Raw genomic sequence first — 19,858 nt, 5'->3', positions numbered from 1 at the left:
GCGCATGCAAGAGGGCGACTGTTTATGGGTTCCTTTGTTTATCTTTAGCAATAGATAAAATAGCGATGGTAGTTAGAATGCATAGTGTCCCTAACCAATCAGCCAAACCAAAGGGGACATGGAGCCATATCACAGATAAAAAGGCCGCTGATAACGGCTCGACACAAGCTAACAAACTAGTTTCAGAAGCACTGATATATTTTAGACTTTCTAAATAACAATAAAAGGCAATAAGTGTTCCAAATACTACGATAAATAGGACGGCAAAAATTGAAGGAACGGACCAATGCCCCTCAAACTTCCAGGGGGGATGGATAAAGCTAAAACCGACGCCTCCTATTAACATCCCCCACCCCACGACAAGGGTTGAACCCCATTTTGCAAGAAGTTTATGGGGCTGCAGTGTGTAGAAAGCAAGTGAAACCGCAGAGGCAAGCCCCCAGAATAAGGCCCATCCGGAAATAGATAGACTGTGGAAACTTCCATGGGTCACAAGAAAAAATGTACCAACCACCGCTAACAGAACAGCTGCTATTTCTTTTACGCTAGGCAATCGTTTCAAACGTACGGCTACATAACACGTAATGAGCACAGGTCCTAAATATTGAAGGATGGTGGCTGTGGCTGCATTTCCATATTTGATGGCCGCAAAATATGTATATTGGACGGCAAGCATTCCGAGGATACTAAATAGAACAAGACTTATTCGTTCTTTTTTCTGTTTCCAAATGACCCATATACTTTGCTCTTTTTGTTTTCGATAGGCTAGTGCCAATAAAATAATGCCTGATAATAATAAGCGGACCACGACCAGCCACTCCGGACTAAACCCCTGCTGCTGAAACAAGAACTGAGCCACAGTCCCTGATATTCCCCATAACACAGCTCCTGTGAGTACGAGAACAATTCCATTTGTTCTTGAATAAGACATCGCTATATTTTGAGAACCCATCTCTTCTCCCCGCTAACGTAACGGATTCGTACAGCCTGACAGAAATACTTCAAGGAAGTTCCTGCTACTTGGTTACTGGTTACGTTTATTTTCAATACTTCTGTTACTCACGGAAATTATTATACCGTATTGTTGCTTAGATTTGTGTAACTATTCTGTCCGTTCGTAGAATTAAAAAACCGGCCGAGGCAGCTGAAATGACTTGTGTTTCGCCAAGAGCTCACTGTGCGTCGTGAAAAATAATACCGAGACTGTACCTTCTTCCTGAAGTAATCGTGCTAACGCCGTGGCGCAGCATTGTCTTATAGTAACCGCGTGCGCCCGGTACTGGCCGGTAATTTGTAGGAAAGATAAGCCCAGCGCCTTGATCAATGGTAACCACATGCCCTCTGCTTTGGGCTCGCGGGCGTTGTTCCATCAGCAGAAACTCGCCTCCGGTGTAATCCCTATCTTTTTGATTTAAGACGAATACCACTTGAAACGGAAAGAACACTTCGCCGTACAAGTCCTGATGCAGGCAATTGTATCCCCCGGTTTCATACTTTAAAATTAACGGTGTCGAGCGTAATTGGCCCTGCTGATGGCACTGGTCAAGAAACTGCGAAAGCGAAGCCGGATACACAGCATCCCGCCCAAGTTGTTCCAGCCAGTGATTAGCCGTTTCAGCAAGTTCGGGATAAAAACCTTCACGAAGCTGCTGCAGCAGATCCGGAAGAGGAGCTTGATAATATTTGTACTCGCCGATCCCGAAACGATATCTGGCCATATCAACCGTATTTCTAAAAAGGGATTCCTCCTCATACGTCTGGATGATTTCACTGCATTGATCAGCATCCAATAAAGTTGGAATCAGCGCATACCCCTGCTCGTGTAAGGTGTGCTGCAGTGAAGTCCAGTCAAGGGCAGCCATTCGCTGTGCAAGGCCATTAGGCATATCGTAAACTCCTTTTGCAGTAGATGCTTGAGATATCGGAACTGGATACGTCCGTTTTTATGTTAAAACTAAATACATACGGTGTTGATGAATGGAGGATCATGATGAAAGCGACTAGAAACTGCGGGATCTGCGTTGGTGATGTATCCTGGGAAGATGACGGGCAAGAATTAAGGTTGTTTCTGCCGACAGAATTTAGCTTTGCCGAAAATATTAAATACTTATCCAATGCCCCAAACGAGTGCTTATGGCGCATTAAGGATGGGCGGATTTATAAAGCGCTGGCGATTGGAGACGAAACGCCTGTAATTGAACTGAGCTCAAAAGAAGAAAATGTGATGGCCATTCACTTCATCGGGGATACAACACCTTCCAGTAAATCAGTACGGGCAGCGGTCGTTCAGTATGTCTGGGAATGGTTCGATTTAGATACCAACCTTCTGCCGTTTTATCATCTGGCAAAAACCGATCTGCTGCTGCACAAAGCCGTCGACTCATTCTATGGGTTGCGCAATATGGGCATACCTGATTTATTTGAGGCGATCTGTTGGGGGATTATTGGCCAACAAATTAACCTGGCGTTTGCCTACACGTTAAAAAGACGCCTGGTGGAAACATTCGGCCGCCATGTGGAATGTGACGGGCAGCAGTACTGGCTATTCCCCACCCCGCACGATATCGCAGCATTGAAGGTGGAAGACCTGGTTGCATTACGAATGACAGTAAAGAAGTGTGAGTATATCATTGGCGTTGCACGGTTGATGGTTGAAGGCAAGCTATCCAAAGAGCTATTGGTGGGTGCAGGTGATTATAAAAAAGCCGAAAAGATGCTACTACAAATTCGCGGCATTGGGCCATGGACAGCAAATTATGTTTTGATGCGCTGCATAAGAATTCCTTCGGCCTTTCCCATTGATGATGTCGGTTTGCACAATGCGATTAAGCATGTAATGGGTACTAAAACTAAACCGACGAAAGAAGAAATCATACAGTTGTCCGCCAGATGGACAAACTGGGAATCGTATGCCACTTTTTATTTATGGAGATTGCTCTATTGAGGACAGCTTCCAGGCCATGACCGCTGTTTCCTGCATAATAAAATGCCTGCCCCTCATGGTAAAGAGGGCAGGCTTTTGTTATGAAAGATAAGCTTCTTTGATTTGGGCGTTGGACAACAGCAGGCTTGCATCGTCTTCCAGGATGATTTGGCCTGTCTGAATGACATAACCCCGGTGGGCAATATGCAGCGCCTGGTTCGCGTTCTGCTCAACGAGAAGAACGGTCATACCCTCGCTGTTCAATTCCTGGATAATATCAAAAATCTGCCGAACAAGAATGGGAGCCAGCCCCATTGAAGGCTCATCCAGCATCAAAATTTTCGGTCGTGACATAAGCCCGCGTGCAATGGCCAGCATTTGCTGTTCTCCCCCGCTCATGGTTCCGCCTTTCTGGTCGATCCGTTCCTTAAGGCGCGGAAAATACCTGAAACACCGATCCATCTCCGATTTAATCCACTCTTTATCCTTTATGCTAAAAGCGCCCATTTCAAGATTTTCCCGCACGGTTAGTTTTGGAAAAATCCGCCGGCCTTCCGGCACATGGGCGATCCCCATCGCAGCGGTCAGGTGCGGTTTCGTATTCGTTATAGGCTGTCCGTTAAACTCGACTATGCCTTCCTTGGCCGTTACCTGCCCGCAAATTGCTTTGAGTGTTGTGGACTTCCCGGCGCCATTGGAACCGATAAGTGTAACAATTTCACCTTCGTTAATTTCCAGAGAAATGCCCTTTAAAGCATGAATCCCGCCATAATAGGTGTTGATATTGTGCAGCCTCAGCAATGCCATTATTCCTTGTCCCCCCCTACGATGCTTCACCAGGTCCCAAATACGCCTCAATTACCCGCTGGTTGTTGCGGATTTCTTCCGGTGAGCCTTCTGCGATTTTTTGCCCGTAATCAAGCACATGAATATGCTCGCTTAAGTCCATGACCAGCTTCATATCGTGCTCGATTAAAACGATGGTCAGATTCAGTTCGCTGCGCATTCTGCGGATAAATTCCGTTAATTCCACAGTTTCGCGGGGATTCATGCCTGCGGCAGGCTCATCCAGCAACAGGATTTTCGGATTCATGGCAAGTGACCTCGCAATCTCCAGCCGCCGCTGCACCCCATAAGGGAGACTTGCTGCCTCCGTGTTGGCAATGTCTTCAATGCCCACATATTTTAAGAGACGGTACGCTTCTGCCTTTACCCTCTCCTCTTCCCTTTTTACGTGGGGAAGATTAAACAGGATGCCAAACAGCCCTGAACGAAGCTTCGTATCCATCCCAATCATCACATTCTCAATGGCTGTCATCTCTTTAAACAGCCGGATATTTTGAAACGTCCGTGCAATGCCTTTAGCTGCCACCTGGTCGGGCCTATTGCCTCTGATTGATTTTCCATCTAATAGAATGTCGCCTTCATCCGGAGTATAAAAGCCGGTAATCATATTAAAAAACGTGGTCTTTCCAGCCCCGTTCGGGCCGATGACAGCCGTTATGGTCTGCCCTTCGATCGCTACGCTCACGTCCTTGATAGCGGTCAGACCTCCGAAACGCTTGGTTATGTTCGTTACCTCAAGCAGCGCCATCAGCCTGCCACCTCCTGTGGATCTTTACTGTCGGCCAATACCGCTTCACTAGCACCGCTCTGTTTTGAAATTTTATCTATGTCAAGCTTTTTCCGTTTAGCCGGAATGAGTCCATTCGGCCTGTAAAGCGCAAAGAGGATCAGCAGGATGCCGAAAACCAGGCGCTGGAATTTTGACGGGTCCAGCTGGTTTGGAATGTTAATAAGGCCAGCCACACGCAGTTCATTTAGCCAGTTGGAGAATTCCTTAAGAACCTGAACCTGAAGGACGGTCACGAGAGCGGCTCCCAATATTACCCCGGGAATGCTGCCGCTGCCCCCCAGAATAACCATTACAAGAATACCGATGGACTCCATCATCGTAAAACTGGTCGGGTCAATAAACGTCTGCTTGGCCGCAAAGATTACCCCCACGATACCTGCGAACGACGCACCCGTTGCAAATGCAAGCAGCTTCGTGCGAACGAGTGGAATTCCCATCGCCTGGGCCGCCAGCTCATCCTCGCGAATGGCAATCCACGACCTGCCAAGCCGGGAGTTTTCCAGTCTTTTATTCACAATAACAATGATCGCTATCACAACGAGAACTATAAAGTAAAAATAAAATGGGCTATCCATTTTCACACCGAAAAGTTCAGGTGCCGTAATTGGGGTAATCCCCTGCGGTCCGTTTGTGATATTGATCGGTTTATCCAAATTGTTGAATACAATCCGAATGATTTCCCCGAAACCTAACGTAACGATCGCCAGATAGTCGCCTTTTACCTTAAGCACTGGAAGTCCTAACAGAATCCCGAAGACAGCTGCAATCAACAGGCCTACAATGAGGAAGGGCCAGAACCAGACGCCTGAAAGCGGAAAGTGAATCAGGGAAGCAGGTATAAAATGACTGGCCTGCGTGGTAGAAAAGATGGCGTACACATAAGCGCCTGAAGCAAAAAACGCTACATATCCGAGGTCAAGCAGCCCAGCGAACCCTACCACGATATTGAGGCCAAGAGCCATGGCAACATAGATCCCGACCTGCGTGGCAACCTCCATGTAGTACCGGTTGTCACCAGCGACCATTGGAAGGAGCACAACCATGGCAATAACCCCAATAAGAAGTTTCACCTTCCCAGGTACCCGTGAGGCATAATAAAGAAGCAGAAGTGAGAAGAGAAGCATCAGAAACGGGGTTACAGACCGATCCGAATAATAGAGCCAGCCGGTTGCAACTGCTATATAGAGTAGAATTCCCCCATACTGGACAGGTGCGTGTGAAAACAATTGTTTGATGGGTCCCATGGTCATCACCTACACTTTCTCTTTCACTGCTTCACCGAAGAGACCTTCAGGTTTAAACAGCAGCACGATTATTAAGATGGCAAATGCAAACACGTCCTTGTATTCGGCCCCGAAATTACCGTGTGTCAGCGGCCCCATGAACGCCGCACTCAGCGATTCAAACAGGCCAAGCAGAATACCGCCAAACATTGCGCCTTTCAGGTTGCCTATCCCTCCGAGCACGGCAGCGGTAAAAGCTTTTAATCCCAGCAGAAACCCGATATAAGGGTCGATTGTCCCATAATATTGGGCATATAACACGCCTGTGGCGCCGCCAAGGCCGGAGCCAATAAAGAACGTAAGCGCGATGACGCGGTTCACATTAATGGTCATCAACGAGGCGGTTTGCTGATCCTGCGCCACAGCCCTCATCGCGATGCCCCATTTGGTTTTGTTGACAAACAGCGATAAGCCTATCATCATGACGATGGTAAGGACCATAATGATAATGGATTTTTCCTGAATGGTGATGGTGCTTGATATTTTGTATGCTTTCTTAAATAGTGTAGGGCCTGTCAGGTAGAAAGCGTTTCGGGCCATCCCTTCTGTAAACCGCACCAAATCCTGCAGCAGAAAAGAGACACCAATAGCAGATATAAGAACAACCAGCCTGGGTGCGTTGCGGAGCGGCCGGTATGCAACGCGCTCGATGCTTACTCCCAGTCCACCGGTCAAAATAATAGCCGTTATGAGCGCTATCGCCAGCGACACAAATGGATTAATTCCACCAAGTATGCCTGCTGACTGCAGCAGCAGTAAAAGTTCCGTTCCGATAAAAGCTCCCACCATAAAAATTTCTCCGTGGGCAAAGTTAATCAATTCAAGTATCCCGTAAACCATCGTATAGCCGAGCGCCACAACCGCATACAAAAACCCTAGTGTTAATCCATCGACTAACACCTGGGGAAGCATGGAGGCAAACATTCCGTAATCCATATCTTTCCCTCTCTTCTCTGAGGAGCTGGTCTATTTTAAAAGAAGGGGCGACCCGCATGTAATCGCCCCTTCCCCCTATTTGATTAATCATTTACTTAATAGCGCTTGCCGAGATCGTTTTCACATATTTGCCTGGATACGTTCCATCAGCAAAGCTGTAGATGAACACATCGGCCTTTTCGTTATCCCCTTTGGAATCAAATGTTACCGTTGTGAACACACCTTTGAGATCTTTTGTTTCAGAGATGGCTTTGTTCAGCTGTTCGCGTGTTGGCTTTTTGCCGCCATTTTCTTTCGTAGCCTTCTCAAGGGCCGCCAGCACAACTTGTGCAGCGTCGTAACCATAAGAAGAATAAGTGGCAGCGTCGATGTTGAATTTCTTTTTATAATCAGCGGCAAACTTTTTGCCTGGCTCTGTCTTGGTTGCGTCACCTGCTACAGAAGTGATAATCGTTTTCTTCACATTCTCCACGCCCGCGATTTTCAGAAGTTCCGGGTTGTCTGTTCCGTCACCGGAAAGTGTGTATCCCGTATAGTTCTTTTCCGCTAATTTTTTAATTAAAAGACCGGTTTGGCTGTACATGCCGCCAAAGTATACGGCATCTGGTTTCTTAGCCATAACTTCGATAGAGATCGGGCCGAATTCTTTTTCTTTTGCGTCAATTCCTTCATACCCTACTACTTGAATGCCTTTTTTCTCGGCAGCTGCTTTGAAAGCATCCGCGAGGCCCTGACCGTATTTGGTTTTATCGTGAATAACAAACACAGTTTTGACTTTGAGGTTTGTAGCCGCATATTCTGCACCTGCTGGCCCCTGTACACTGTCGCGTGCGCAGATGCGGTGGAAAGTCTTCCATCCCTGCTCTGTTAAGTCAATGGCTGTATTAGCCGGCGACACGACCGCAAGCTGGCCGTTTTCGTATTTCGGGCCACATGCAGCCGCAACACCTGAATTCAAGTGGCCGACCACAGCAAGAACGGTCGGATCAGATACAAGCATTTCCGCATTGGATACCCCAATTTTCGGATCGCCCTGGTCATCCTGCGGGAATAATTGAATATCAAGCCCCATTTTCTTGAATTTATCCTTCTGTTCAGAAACAGCGAGTTCTGCTCCCATCTTGATGGAATCGCCCATTGCTGCATAGTCACCTGACAGCGGGCTTTGCGTTGCAATTTTGACCACGTTGCCTCCATCAGAAGAACCGGATTGGGCGTTGCCCGCCGTAGCCGCATCCTTCTTGCCGCAGCCGCTGAGCGCTACTGTGAGCACAAGCAGCACAGCTGCCAGCATCATGAGTGAACGATACTTCATAAATTAACCCCCTCTTAAATTGGTTTGATGTTTGTCTGTCTACAATCTATTATGAAAAATTTTTTCAATTTTTTCAATATAAAAAATAATTTTATTAATAAAGTTTCATTTGATCATATTAGTGCAAATTTTGCACATCAATACGTATAAAAAAAGCACATTGATCATCCGATTGACGAATGAAAAAAGTGCTCTTTTTGTCGCTTAGAGATGGTGTAACCGGGCAACCTTAGTTTGATCAATATTTTATGCGTGTATATGTGCTTAGTTTCGATAATGCATAAAAGCATTAAAGCGGAGTTAATTCTTTCGCCGGAAAAATAATTTCACCTGTTTTTACGTCCATCACTCCCTCTGCAGCCAGCCGTACAGCCGGCAGATGGAATGCGGTCATAAAGAGCAGGGAATAAATCGGATCGATATGTTTGTGCCCCCTCTCACGAAGCAGGGCGACGAGTTGTTTGGATTCCCGAATCACCTGATTCATCGGATAATCGGTCATAAATCCACCCAGAGGAAGGGAAAGAGCATACAAAACCTCGCCGTTTTCTACCATCACAATCCCGCCGCCTATCTTGATTGCCTGGTTTACTGCTTGCGCCATTTCCTCCGGATGATCACCAATAACAAGAATATCTCCTGAAGCTGTGTAGGTGCTGGCAATGGCGCCAATTGTGCGGGCAAACCCACGGACAACCCCGGAGCTCACCCTCTTGCCGCTCCTGTCGATAGCAGCTACATACTGGTAAAACTCTTTATCCTTTATGTCAATGTTACCGTTGGAAACCGGTAGTATCTCATTATTACATTTAGTAATAACCGCATTCAGCATGCGAATGACCGGAAACCCTTCTTCTTCTGCTTCTGCCTTAATTTGAAACCAACCTGCATCTGCATGCCAACTGCCGTCAATCGATGATAGCCCCCAACTCTCCCAGTCTGCTTCTGGAAAAGGATGCACTAGCTTTCCTTCTTCACTATGTATTTCACCGTTAACCATTACCTTTACCGGTGTGGGATCCTTAAGATCGCGGAGAAACAAAATATCCGCAATTCTACCGGGGGCGATTCCGCCTATTTCATCATCCAGCCCGTAATAGACAGCCGGATTGAGCGTAGCCAGTCGGTAAGCGACTGCCGGATCAAGCCCTTCGTCCATGGCCAGCTTTAACAAGTAATCCGTTACGCCGTGCTCCAGAAAGGGCGGCGTTGAACCATCCGTTGTGAACATAATGCGCTCCCATGAGCGAATATCTTCTTTGAGCAAATCAGAGACTAGCTTTGGAACATCAGGCCGGATGGAAGAATGGCGCAAGTGTGCGTACAATCCAAGACGCAGCCGCCGCACCACCTCTTCGCCGGTCATGGCTTCATGACAGGCGGTTACGCCAGCAGCTGTAACCGCATTCAACGTTTCCGTCGATGCTCCAGGGTGATGCCCCTCTACCCGCAGACCGTATTCTTTTGCCAGGCGCATCCCTTCAACCTGCACATCATCTCCCTCAAGCAATGGTACCCAATCGGTCAGCTCGCCCGCCTGAATGGTTCTTGGGTGCTCCATGATGGCCCGGATATTATCAACTGTGTAGCGTTTAATCAGTTCCGGGTTTCTGGATTGGGGATCAAGCTTGGCCCACCAGAAATTTTTCACAGGTAGCTGCATACTGTAATCCATTATTTTCAATACATGTTCTAACTTGAGCGTATTATGAAAAACCATCGTGTCCATCATAATGGAAGTTGTTCCGCGGGTTAATGCATATTCTCCGAGCGTTTTGACATTATAAAACTGAAAAGGATGGGAGTGTGGTTCGATGTATCCGGGAACAAGAACATACGGCTCGGCTTCAATGATAAGTGTGTTCTCGTCTATAAGCGGTTCCTTTTCGCCGACATAGGCGATTCGATCGTTATATAAAGAAACCTGCTGCCTTAGAACCTCCCCAGTGTACACGTTTAATACACGTGCGTCTTTAATCCATGTTGTTGCCGGCTGCAGCCTGCGTGATACATCCATTAACATTCTGATGCCTTCCGAACCAAGCGGGCGAAGCGGTTTTCGTATCATGCCTGAGTCTCTCCTTTTTATTTAATCGTAACATTGTGAAAAAATTTTGTCATCTTATCTAGCTTAATGCAGGGAGGAACACTTATGAGAAAAAACGTTGGAACGATTGATGCCATGATTAGAATTGTAATCGGATTAGCTGGCCTGGCCTGGGTAACAGCCCGCATTGTACGGAAACCACAGAACATATCCCCTATTATGTGGGCCGTCCTATTCGCCATGAAGGTGGCCGAAGGTATTGTGAGATATTGCCCGATGCTTGCCGTATTGCAGATCGATACGCGAATTGACTCGTATAATCCGGGTAAAAAGCCGTACCGCATTGCAAGATATGCACGGAATCGTTCATGAGAAAAACATCGCAGGCCATACCGCCCTCTCCTTTCCCCTCATAAGGTTTTTACGGCCGCTGCGTCTCACGATGTTTTTCTTGGGTGATTCGGGACCGAAGGTCCCATTTAAAAAATCGCTCAAGGCACTGCAACACTGTGAAGCACATAAACTTTCCATATCAAAAGAGAAAGGGACCTATCGGTCCCAGCAGAAAAGAAGTTTAATCCTTTGAAGCCAAATATACTATGTATACCAGAACTAAAAACAGGCATGCTCGCGAGTACACGAGTATGCCTGTAAAAAGGAGGTCGCAGTATGAACCGATTGCTGTGGGAAGTTTTTAGCGACAGATTCTATGTTATCCTAACGGTTGCGGCTACGATTGCCATCGTCGCATACCTGTGGGCTAAGTATAAAGATAAATCACGCAGCCGCTATAAATCATGATCGGCTAAACTCTTTTGTTTTTTGCCTGACGCAGCGCCTTATCTCCAATATCGCTGCGATAATGCGCCCCGTCAAAAGAAATCGAACGGATGGCCGTATAAGCCCGGTCCTGGGCCTCATATAAATCGCTGCCTATTGCCGTAACGCCAAGCACGCGCCCGCCTGCCGTTACGATCTCACCATCTTTGGAGGCGGTGCCAGCATGAAAAACCGTTACGGTATCCGTGTTATTCGGCAGACCTTGAATGACGTGGCCCTTGTCGTAAGGGCCCGGGTAACCGCCTGAAGCCATGACGACGCAAACGGCCGCTTCCTCCCGCCACTCTATTGTCGGAAGCTTGTCAAGGTTGCCTTCGATTACAGCGAGAAAGATTTCAGCCAGGTCGCTTTTCAGCCGCGGCAGCACCACCTGTGTTTCCGGGTCGCCAAAACGTGCGTTGTATTCGATAACCATAGGGCCTTTTTCGGTAATCATCAATCCGGTATATAAGATACCCCGAAAAGGCCGCCCTTCTTGCACCATAGCCCGGGCAGTGGGCTTGACAATCGTTTCCACTGCCTTTTGAACCACTTGTTCATCAATATGGGGAACCGGGGAATACGTGCCCATTCCACCTGTGTTCGGGCCTTTATCGCCGTTGAAGACCGGCTTGTGATCCTGGGAAGGCACCATAGGGATAACCGTTGTGCCATCCACAAAGGAAAGAATCGTCATCTCTTCCCCTTGCAGGAATTCTTCCACCACCACTTGAGAACCTGCCTGGCCAAATGCGCCGTCCTGTAGCATATACCGGATAGCATCCACTGCTTCTTCAAGCGTTGCAGCAACCACTACGCCTTTACCTGCAGCCAGTCCATCAGCCTTGATGACGATTGGTGCCCCTTGCTGTTTGATGTAGGCGAGCGCTTCTTCATAGTCTGTAAAAGATTGGTATGCACCTGTTGGGATGCCGTATTTCTTCATTAAATCCTTGGCAAATGTCTTGCTGCCCTCAATGAGTGCGGCATTTTTGCGCGGCCCAAACACAGGCAGCCCGCGCTCCTCGAAATAATCAACAATGCCATCAAGAAGAGGATTTTCCGGACCGATAACGGTCATTCCAATGTCTTCGCGATTTACCAAATCAGCCAGCCCCGCGAAATCTTCTGTGTCGATAGCTTCACACCGCGCGATGGACGCAATGCCAGCATTGCCTGGCGCACAGTATACTTCGCTAACAAGCGGGCTCTGGTTAAGCTTCCATACGAGGGCGTGTTCGCGCCCGCCGCTTCCAACTACGAGCACCTTCATCCAGTTCTCCTCCTTCTCACTACCATAAATAAGCGATGTTTTGCCACCCGCGAGTCTTGAGTTTTTTGTCAGTGTTTAAAATGCCGTACCCCTGTAAACACCATGGCGATGCCGTGTTCATTCGCCACTTTAATGGAATCTTCATCCCGAATGGAGCCGCCAGGCTGGATAATCGCGGTAATACCGGCTTTAACCGCTTCCTCCAGCGTATCAGGCATTGGGAAGAACGCATCCGAAGCCATCACACTTCCCTTCGCTTTGTCGCCAGCCTGTTCAATCGCAATGCGCGCCGATCCGACACGGTTCATCTGGCCTGCTCCGACACCGATTGTCATATTGTCCCGGCACAAAACAATCGCATTGGATTTCACATGCTTTACAATTTTCCAGGAGAAAAGAAGCTGCTCGATTTCCTCTGCCGTCGGCTTGCGGTCAGTTACAACGGTTAAGTCCTGCTCCGTAATCTGCTTCACATCTTCCGACTGGATCAGCATGCCGCCTTCAACGCTCGTTAGCTTATAGTCCGCGCTGTGTTTCGCACTAACATCTCCGAGCTCAAGCAGACGCAGATTTTTCTTTGCTTGCAGAATTTCAAGCGCTTCATCGGTAAATCCAGGGGCCATAATAATCTCAAGGAAAATTTCTTTTAAGGCAAGAGCTGTTTCCCTGTCAATCGTCCGATTGGCTGCAATAATTCCGCCAAAAATCGAGACCGGATCAGACTCATACGCTTTCTGGTACGCTTCATAAATGGTTTCGCCAATGCCGACACCGCACGGATTCGTATGCTTAACCGCTACGACTGCCGGCTGGTTGAATTCTTTTACAATGCCAAGGGCTGCATTGCCGTCATTAATATTGTTGTAGGAAAGCTCCTTGCCATGAAGTTGCTTTGCCGTAGCCATGTTGCCTTCCACTGCCAGCGGAGCGCGGTAAAAGGCAGCTTCCTGGTGCGGATTTTCTCCATAGCGTAAATCCTGGACTTTCTCGTATGTAACGGTATAAGTCTCCGGCATATCTTCGCCCGCGTGCTCGGATAAGTATTGCGAAATTAAAGCATCATATGCTGCGGTATGCCGGAAAACTTTTGCTGCTAATTTGCGCCGCGTCTCATCACGCACACCGCCTGCCTGTATTTCCTCAAGTACCGTACCGTAATCGGCAGCGTCAACAACCACCGTTACAAATGCATGGTTCTTAGCCGCGGAGCGTAGCATCGTCGGCCCACCGATATCAATGTTTTCAATAGCTTCTGCAAAGTCAGTTCCCGGCTTGCTGATGGTTTGTTTAAAGGGATACAGGTTCACCACTACGAGTTCAATCGGAGTGATTTGATGCTCGGCTAGCTGCTGCATATGTTTTTCATTATCGCGAACGGCTAGAAGCCCGCCATGAATGTTCGGGTGCAGGGTTTTTACACGCCCGTCCATAATCTCCGGAAAACCGGTTACCTCAGATATGCCTATGACATTCACACCGGCTTCCTTTAGCAGCTTGGAAGTGCCGCCTGTTGAAACAATCTCTATCCCTAACTTATCCAGCTGTTGTGCGAATTCAACAACACCTGTTTTATCTGATACGCTAATGAGCGCGCGTTTCACTGGAATCATGATTTTTCCGCTCTCCTCTGTTCGTGAAATATGTCGCAACGTGTAAGAACCCTCTTATACGCCAAGACGCACATGGCCGCTTGCAATGGACTGGATCACTTCAGGCAGCAGCCTGTGTTCCTCTTCGTGGATCCGGGCTGCAAGCAGCTGGTCTGTATCGCCAGGTTGTACCGGAATTGGGCGCTGAGCAATAATCGGGCCGCTATCCAATCCTTCATCTACAAAATGAACCGTTATCCCAGTTATTTTAACACCGGCACGCAGCGCCTGCCCAATTGCATCTTTTCCCGGGAAAGCTGGAAGCAGGGAGGGATGAAGGTTAATAATGCGCCCGCCATAAGCTTGTAGCAGCGTATCCCCGATCAAGCGCATATACCCCGCAAGCACGACGAGCTCAATGCCACGCTCCTCTAACCGCGTTAGGATTTCCACTTCATAGGCGGCCTTATCCGCATATTCTTTCGGGTTAAACGCGAAGAACGGAATACCGTAGCCGGCGGCTCGATTGGTAACATGGGCGCCGGGCTTGTCACATACGAGGAGCGCCACTTCCACATCTGTTAGAGTTTGCTTGCGAATCGCCTCCACGATCTCAGCAAAATTGGAGCCGCTGCCTGAAGCAAACACTGCAATTTTCATTATGGGGCCACCCCGCCTACCTCAACGCTGCGACGCCCTGGCACAATGCGCCCAAGCAGGTATGCTTTCTCGCCCGCTGCTTCAAGAATCCGAATCGCTTCCACCGTATCCTCATTCTTAACCACAGCAATCATGCCTATACCCATATTAAATGTGCGAAACATATCAGCCATAGAAATGCTTCCTTTATCCTGAATAAGTGAAAATACAGGGGGGACCGGCCATGACCCAAACTCTACTCTGGCCGAAACATCGGCAGGAAGAACACGCGGAATGTTGTCGTAGAAGCCGCCGCCTGTAATATGGACGAAGCCTTTCACCTTGACTTGTTCCATCAGCTTTAAACAAGCTTTTACGTAAATGCGAGTCGGAGTCAGTAGCACATCCCCCAGCCTGCTCTCAAGCTGTTCTACTTCATCTTCCAGCGACAACCCGGCATCTTCGAGCAGAACTTTTCGCACAAGGGAGAAGCCATTGCTGTGGATTCCGCTGGATGCCATCCCGATCAGTACATCTCCCGGCTCAATTGTTTTCCCGTCAATGATTTGATCCCGATCCGCCGCGCCTACACTAAAGCCCGCGATGTCATATTCATCCGTCTGGTACATTCCCGGCATTTCTGCCGTCTCACCGCCAATTAATGCGCAGCCAGCCTGTTCGCAGCCATCTGCGATCCCTTTTACAATCGCTTCAATGCGCTCTGGCACAACCTTGCCGCACGCAAGGTAATCGAGGAAAAACAGCGGTTCCGCACCTTGCACAACAATATCATTCACACACATGGCGACCGCATCGATCCCGATTGTATCGTGCTTGTCCATGCTAAAGGCAATCTTGAGCTTCGTGCCAACTCCATCTGTTCCGGATACAAGCACGGGATTCTTATATTTCTTACTGTCCAGCCCAAATAAAGCCCCGAATCCGCCCAAGTCTGTGAGCACCTCCGGGCGGAAGGTACGCTTGACATGCTTCTTCATCCGCTCTACGGCTTCATTGCCGGCGTCAATATCGACACCCGCCTTTTTGTAAGCTTCGCTCATGAGATTTCCTCCCCAGGCTATTTAGCCACACAGTTCTTTGTGTCTTCGTAGATTTCAGTCGGGTAGCATCCGTTAAAACAGGCCAGGCAGTGCCCGCGATTGGGCTCATTATCAGGGCGGCCAATCGCTTCTATCATGCCCTCCGGCGATAGAAAGTATAGCGAATCTGCGCCGATGAACTCGCGGATTTCCTCAACGGTTTTATCAGCGGCAATCAATTCTTCCCGGCTGGACGTATCAATTCCGTAGAAACATGGATTTTTTACCGGCGGAGAGCTAATGCGAACGTGCACTTCTTTGGCGCCCGCCTCCCGCAGCATGCTGACAATGCGCCCGCTTGTTGTGCCGCGCACAATGGAATCATCAATCATGACGACGCGCTTGCCTTCCACAACTTTTCGAACGGCGCTAAGTTTCATGCGCACGCCCCGTGCCCTCATTTCCTGATTAGGCTGGATAAAAGTCCGCCCAACATACCGGTTTTTAACCAGGCCCAGTTCATAAGGAAGCCCCGCTGCTTCTGCATAGCCGATGGCCGCAGAAATGCTTGAATCTGGAACGCCCGTTACCACATCGGCTTCTATAGGCGCTTCCTTCTGAAGCATACGGCCAAGCTCTTTACGTGCCTGGTGTACGTTAATGCCGTCGATATCGCTGTCAGGGCGCGCGAAATAAATGTATTCAAAAGAACAGATGGAACGCTGCGTCTGGCCGCTGAAACGTTCAGAGCGAATCCCATTCTCGTCAATGATAATCATTTCGCCCGGCTCTACTTCGCGCAGGTAGGAAGCCCCTACTACTTCAAATGCACATGTTTCCGACGCGAGCACATACCCATCACCCAGTTTTCCAAGCGAAAGTGGACGAAGCCCGTTTGGATCAAGTGCTGCAATAAGTTTATCTTCCGTCATAATCAAAAGAGCATACGCTCCTTTAATCATCCGCAGAGATTCTCTAACCGCTTCTTCTATTTCATAGCCCGATCGTGCAATGAGATGGGCTATTACTTCCGTATCACTTGTCGTCTGAAAAATTGATCCCTGTCTTTCCAATTGATGCCTGACCTGTTCTGCGTTTACCAGGTTACCATTGTGTGCTAACGCGAGGCTGCCGTTGTTGTATTTAAACACAAGCGGCTGGGCATTTTCAATTCGGCTGTCTCCCGCAGTCGTATAGCGGACATGGCCGATCGCAGTCCTGCCAAATATCTTGCTAAGCTCATCATTGCTGAACGCTTCTGTCACGAGTCCCATCCCTCTGTGATACGTGAACCTTTCACCATCTGAAGCGCAAATACCTGCGCTTTCCTGGCCACGGTGCTGAAGCGCATGGATGCCATAATAGGTTAACTGGGGAGAATCAGGGTGGTTATACACCCCGAAAACCCCACATTCTTCATTTAACTTATCCCACAAATCGTCGTGCTCTCTGTTCATGCCATCTGACATGCGATCGCATCCTTCCACGCCTTTTTGAAATCAGATACCGGTGCGCTAATAACCTCTTGTCCATTGATCGCGATGTGTGTCCCATTTCCGCCGACCTGTCCGAGCTGTGTGCACATCATGCCGTTGGCCTGTGCAAGGGCAGCAAGCCCGGAGGCGTGCTCCGGCTTCACGCTGACAAGAATACGGGACTGCGATTCGCTAAAAAGGGCAAAATCCGGCCGCAGATCAATGGTCCAGTCAATCTTGGCGCCAAGCCCATGTTCACTCGATTCAACAAGGGCAGAGGCCAGGCCGCCTTCCGCCAAGTCATGGGCTGAAGCCACCCATCCGTTCTGGATGGCGGTTAAAACTGTGTGCTGAAGAGCGTGCTCTATTTCGAGATTAATCTGTGGCGGACGGCCGCTGATCGAGCCCGTCACGTATTTCTGATACTCCGAACCGCCAATTTCCGCTTTTGTTTCACCCAGCAGGAAAATAACATCACCGGCATTCTTGAAATTCTGTGTGGTGATATGGTCCGTATCATGAACTAATCCAACCATCCCGACGACAGGCGTTGGATAAATCGCCTCGCCGACTGTTTCATTATAAAGGCTCACGTTTCCGCCAATAACCGGCGTGCCCAGTTTCAGGCAGGCTTCACTCATTCCATCCACAGCTTTCTCAAACTGCCAGAAGATTTCAGGTTTTTCCGGGCTGCCAAAGTTGAGGCAATCGGTAATCGCGAGCGGCTCCGCGCCTGAGCAGACGACATTGCGGGCCGATTCAGCTACTGCGATCGCTCCGCCAACCTGCGGATCCAGGTAAACGTAACGCCCGTTGCAGTCGATGCTCATCGCTAAGGCTTTGCGTGTGCCCCGAATCGCTATAACAGCAGCATCCGAACCAGGCCGAACAGCCGTATTCGTCCGAACCATGTAATCATACTGCGAATATACCCATTCTTTGCTTGCCACTGTAGGTGCAGAAAGTACGCCCAGCAGAGCTTCTTTGTAATCTGCAGGCTCTTCAATAGCTAACGTGTCGGTTTCTGCAAACTCTCCGTAGTAGGAAGGTTCCGCTGATGGCTTGTGATACACAGGCGCATCTTCAGCCAGGCTGTCTACTGGAACTTCAGCGGCCACTTGACCTTCATGAAGAAGGCGAAGTTTGCCATCATCGGTCACACGGCCAATCACCACGGCATGCAGGCCCCATTTCGTAAATACCGCTTCCACTTCCGCCTCGCGTCCCTTTTCCACGACGACCAGCATCCGCTCCTGCGATTCAGAAAGCATCATTTCATACGGCGTCATGCCTTTTTCCCGCTGCGGCAAGAGATCCAGATTCAGTTCAATCCCGTTTCCTGCTTTACTGGCCATCTCTGCACTGGAAGATGTAAGGCCTGCTGCGCCCATATCCTGAATGCCGGCAACTGCACCCGTCTCAATTAACTCCAGGCAGGCTTCCAGAAGCAGCTTCTCCATAAATGGATCGCCTACCTGTACAGCCGGACGTTTGGCCTCCGACTCTTCGCTTAACTCTTCAGAAGCAAATGTGGCGCCGTGAATGCCGTCCCGGCCTGTTGCAGCGCCTACATACATGACAGGATTTCCGATTCCCTTAGCCACGCCTTTTTGGATTTTGTCGTGATCAATAAGGCCTACACACATCGCGTTCACGAGCGGATTGCCCTCATAACACGGATCAAATACGACTTCACCGCCAACGGTTGGAATACCCATACAGTTGCCATACCCAGCAATTCCTGCTACTACATGCTCAAATAAATATTTGACCCGCGCGTTATCTAATTCACCGAAACGCAGGGAGTTAAGCATGGCAATTGGACGTGCTCCCATTGAAAATACATCGCGGATAATACCGCCAACACCGGTTGCGGCGCCCTGGTACGGTTCTACAGCCGATGGATGGTTGTGGCTTTCAACTTTAAATACAACCGCTTGATTGTCGCCGATGTCCACAATGCCAGCGCCTTCTCCAGGACCCTGCAGGACGCGCGGGCCTTTCGTTGGAAAACGGCGCAATACAGGCTTGGAGTTCTTGTAGCTGCAATGCTCGGACCACATAACACTGAACAACCCGGTTTCCGTATAATTCGGTTTACGTCCGAGTATTTCAATGACTTTGTCAAACTCTGCATCGGTGAGTCCCATCTGGCGGTAAATTTTCTCCTCAGCTATCTGCTGTGCATTAGGCTCTTTGTGCTGCACCGTTTTTCTCCCTCCAGTTGTGTAAAATCGAAGCAAACATCCGCTTGCCATCATCAGAACCCAGCCATTCGTGCACCGCGCGCTCCGGATGCGGCATCATCCCCAGTACGTTGCCCTCTTTATTTATAATTCCGGCAATATTGTCAACAGATCCATTTGGGTTTTCTTCTGCATAGCGAAAAACAATCTGGTTATTTGCGCTCAGTTCAGACAACGTCTGTTCATCGCAATAATAATTCCCGTCGCCGTGGGCAATCGGAATATTGATGATTTCATCTTCCTCATATTCAGATGTAAAGATGGTGCCGCTGTTTTCTACGCGAAGCCTGGTGATTTCACAGCGGAACTTCAAATGGTCATTGCGGCGCAGCGCTCCCGGAAGCAGGCGGGCTTCCGTTAGCATCTGAAAACCGTTGCATATTCCCATCACAAGTTTGCCTTCACTAGCAGCTTTTTTAATGCCATCCATAGCTGGAGCAAGACTTGCCATCGCGCCTGGACGAAGATAATCCCCATAAGAAAATCCGCCCGGAAGAAAAATACAATCAAACTTCGAAAAATCAGAATTGGTATACCAGACATATTCAACCGGCTGCTGCAGGCAGTCTTCTACTGCTTTGTACATGTCAATATCACAATTCGAACCCGGAAAGACGACTACTGCACAATTCATGGC

Annotated in this window: 18 protein-coding genes; 3 read left to right on the top strand and 15 right to left on the bottom strand. The window is 48.8% G+C overall.

Features of this window, described 5'->3' with window-relative positions:
- Window positions 1-22: 22 nt before the first annotated feature.
- Both PP175_RS03290 and PP175_RS03285 read right to left on the bottom strand, forming a co-directional pair.
- Window positions 23-952, bottom strand: coding sequence for a DMT family transporter (locus tag PP175_RS03290; protein ID WP_272441426.1), 930 nt, complete (start codon window positions 950-952; stop codon window positions 23-25).
- A gap of 220 nt (window positions 953-1,172) precedes the next feature.
- Window positions 1,173-1,886 carry a 2OG-Fe(II) oxygenase gene (locus PP175_RS03285; protein ID WP_272441425.1) on the bottom strand — a complete coding sequence of 238 codons (714 nt, stop codon included), beginning with the start codon at window positions 1,884-1,886 and terminating at the stop codon, window positions 1,173-1,175.
- A 101-nt stretch (window positions 1,887-1,987) separates the two neighbouring features.
- Between PP175_RS03285 and PP175_RS03280 the strand changes: the two genes are divergently transcribed.
- Window positions 1,988-2,944 (top strand): DNA-3-methyladenine glycosylase family protein, encoded by a 957-nt coding sequence (locus PP175_RS03280; RefSeq protein ID WP_272443165.1) that lies wholly within the window; start codon window positions 1,988-1,990, stop codon window positions 2,942-2,944.
- A 78-nt stretch (window positions 2,945-3,022) separates the two neighbouring features.
- On the opposite strand, the gene PP175_RS03275 is transcribed toward PP175_RS03280, so the two are convergent.
- From PP175_RS03275 to PP175_RS03250, 6 genes are all read right to left on the bottom strand, one after another.
- The gene (locus PP175_RS03275) at window positions 3,023-3,730 is read right to left on the bottom strand and encodes an ABC transporter ATP-binding protein (protein WP_272441424.1); all 708 of its coding nucleotides are present in this window, start codon (window positions 3,728-3,730) and stop codon (window positions 3,023-3,025) included.
- Window positions 3,731-3,746: 16 nt separating this feature from the next.
- On the bottom strand, window positions 3,747-4,517 hold the full coding sequence (locus PP175_RS03270) for an ABC transporter ATP-binding protein (RefSeq protein WP_272441423.1): 771 nt from the start codon (window positions 4,515-4,517) through the stop codon (window positions 3,747-3,749).
- Window positions 4,517-5,803, bottom strand: coding sequence for a branched-chain amino acid ABC transporter permease (locus PP175_RS03265; RefSeq protein ID WP_442870446.1), 1,287 nt, complete (start codon window positions 5,801-5,803; stop codon window positions 4,517-4,519). The genes PP175_RS03270 and PP175_RS03265 overlap by 1 nt, the downstream gene beginning before the upstream one ends.
- 9 nt (window positions 5,804-5,812) lie before the next feature.
- Window positions 5,813-6,766, bottom strand: coding sequence for a branched-chain amino acid ABC transporter permease (locus PP175_RS03260; protein WP_272443163.1), 954 nt, complete (start codon window positions 6,764-6,766; stop codon window positions 5,813-5,815).
- A gap of 103 nt (window positions 6,767-6,869) precedes the next feature.
- Window positions 6,870-8,093, bottom strand: a complete 1,224-nt coding sequence (locus tag PP175_RS03255) for a branched-chain amino acid ABC transporter substrate-binding protein (protein WP_272441422.1) — start codon at window positions 8,091-8,093, stop codon at window positions 6,870-6,872.
- A gap of 289 nt (window positions 8,094-8,382) precedes the next feature.
- A complete protein-coding gene (locus PP175_RS03250) occupies window positions 8,383-10,161 on the bottom strand; it encodes an adenine deaminase C-terminal domain-containing protein (RefSeq protein WP_272441421.1) in 1,779 nt (592 codons plus the stop codon).
- An 84-nt stretch (window positions 10,162-10,245) separates the two neighbouring features.
- Here PP175_RS03250 and PP175_RS03245 point away from each other — a divergent pair, with 84 nt between their 5' ends.
- Together PP175_RS03245 and PP175_RS03240 are read left to right on the top strand one after the other, a co-directional pair.
- Window positions 10,246-10,512: a YgaP family membrane protein gene (locus PP175_RS03245; protein WP_272441420.1), complete on the top strand. Its 267-nt coding sequence runs from the start codon at window positions 10,246-10,248 to the stop codon at window positions 10,510-10,512.
- A 297-nt stretch (window positions 10,513-10,809) separates the two neighbouring features.
- Window positions 10,810-10,941 (top strand): EYxxD motif small membrane protein, encoded by a 132-nt coding sequence (locus PP175_RS03240; protein ID WP_272441419.1) that lies wholly within the window; start codon window positions 10,810-10,812, stop codon window positions 10,939-10,941.
- 4 nt (window positions 10,942-10,945) lie between these two features.
- Here the strand turns inward: PP175_RS03240 and purD are convergent, their stop codons facing one another.
- The 7 genes from purD to purQ all read right to left on the bottom strand — a co-directional run bounded on the left by purD (window position 10,946) and on the right by purQ (window position 19,855).
- On the bottom strand, window positions 10,946-12,232 hold the full coding sequence (purD, locus tag PP175_RS03235) for a phosphoribosylamine--glycine ligase (protein WP_272441418.1): 1,287 nt from the start codon (window positions 12,230-12,232) through the stop codon (window positions 10,946-10,948).
- Between the two features lie 68 nt (window positions 12,233-12,300).
- A complete protein-coding gene (gene purH, locus PP175_RS03230; protein ID WP_272443162.1) occupies window positions 12,301-13,839 on the bottom strand; it encodes a bifunctional phosphoribosylaminoimidazolecarboxamide formyltransferase/IMP cyclohydrolase in 1,539 nt (512 codons plus the stop codon).
- Between the two features lie 57 nt (window positions 13,840-13,896).
- On the bottom strand, window positions 13,897-14,481 hold the full coding sequence (gene purN, locus PP175_RS03225) for a phosphoribosylglycinamide formyltransferase (protein WP_272441417.1): 585 nt from the start codon (window positions 14,479-14,481) through the stop codon (window positions 13,897-13,899).
- Window positions 14,481-15,521, bottom strand: coding sequence for a phosphoribosylformylglycinamidine cyclo-ligase (purM, locus tag PP175_RS03220; RefSeq protein ID WP_272441416.1), 1,041 nt, complete (start codon window positions 15,519-15,521; stop codon window positions 14,481-14,483). Before purM ends, purN begins: the two co-directional genes overlap by 1 nt.
- Before the next feature lie 17 nt (window positions 15,522-15,538).
- A complete protein-coding gene (gene purF / locus PP175_RS03215; protein WP_272441415.1) occupies window positions 15,539-16,969 on the bottom strand; it encodes an amidophosphoribosyltransferase in 1,431 nt (476 codons plus the stop codon).
- Entirely contained in the window at window positions 16,954-19,182 is a 2,229-nt protein-coding gene (gene purL / locus PP175_RS03210) for a phosphoribosylformylglycinamidine synthase subunit PurL (protein ID WP_442870415.1), read from the bottom strand. The genes purF and purL overlap by 16 nt, the downstream gene beginning before the upstream one ends.
- A complete protein-coding gene (gene purQ / locus PP175_RS03205; protein ID WP_272441414.1) occupies window positions 19,163-19,855 on the bottom strand; it encodes a phosphoribosylformylglycinamidine synthase subunit PurQ in 693 nt (230 codons plus the stop codon). The genes purL and purQ overlap by 20 nt, the downstream gene beginning before the upstream one ends.
- Between the last annotated feature and the right edge of the window lie 3 nt (window positions 19,856-19,858).

Source organism: Aneurinibacillus sp. Ricciae_BoGa-3 (genome assembly GCF_028421645.1).
Taxonomy (GTDB): Bacteria; Bacillota; Bacilli; order Aneurinibacillales; family Aneurinibacillaceae; genus Aneurinibacillus_B.
Note: the sequence above shows the minus strand (reverse complement) of the source record. Positions and strands in the feature narration are given on the sequence as shown.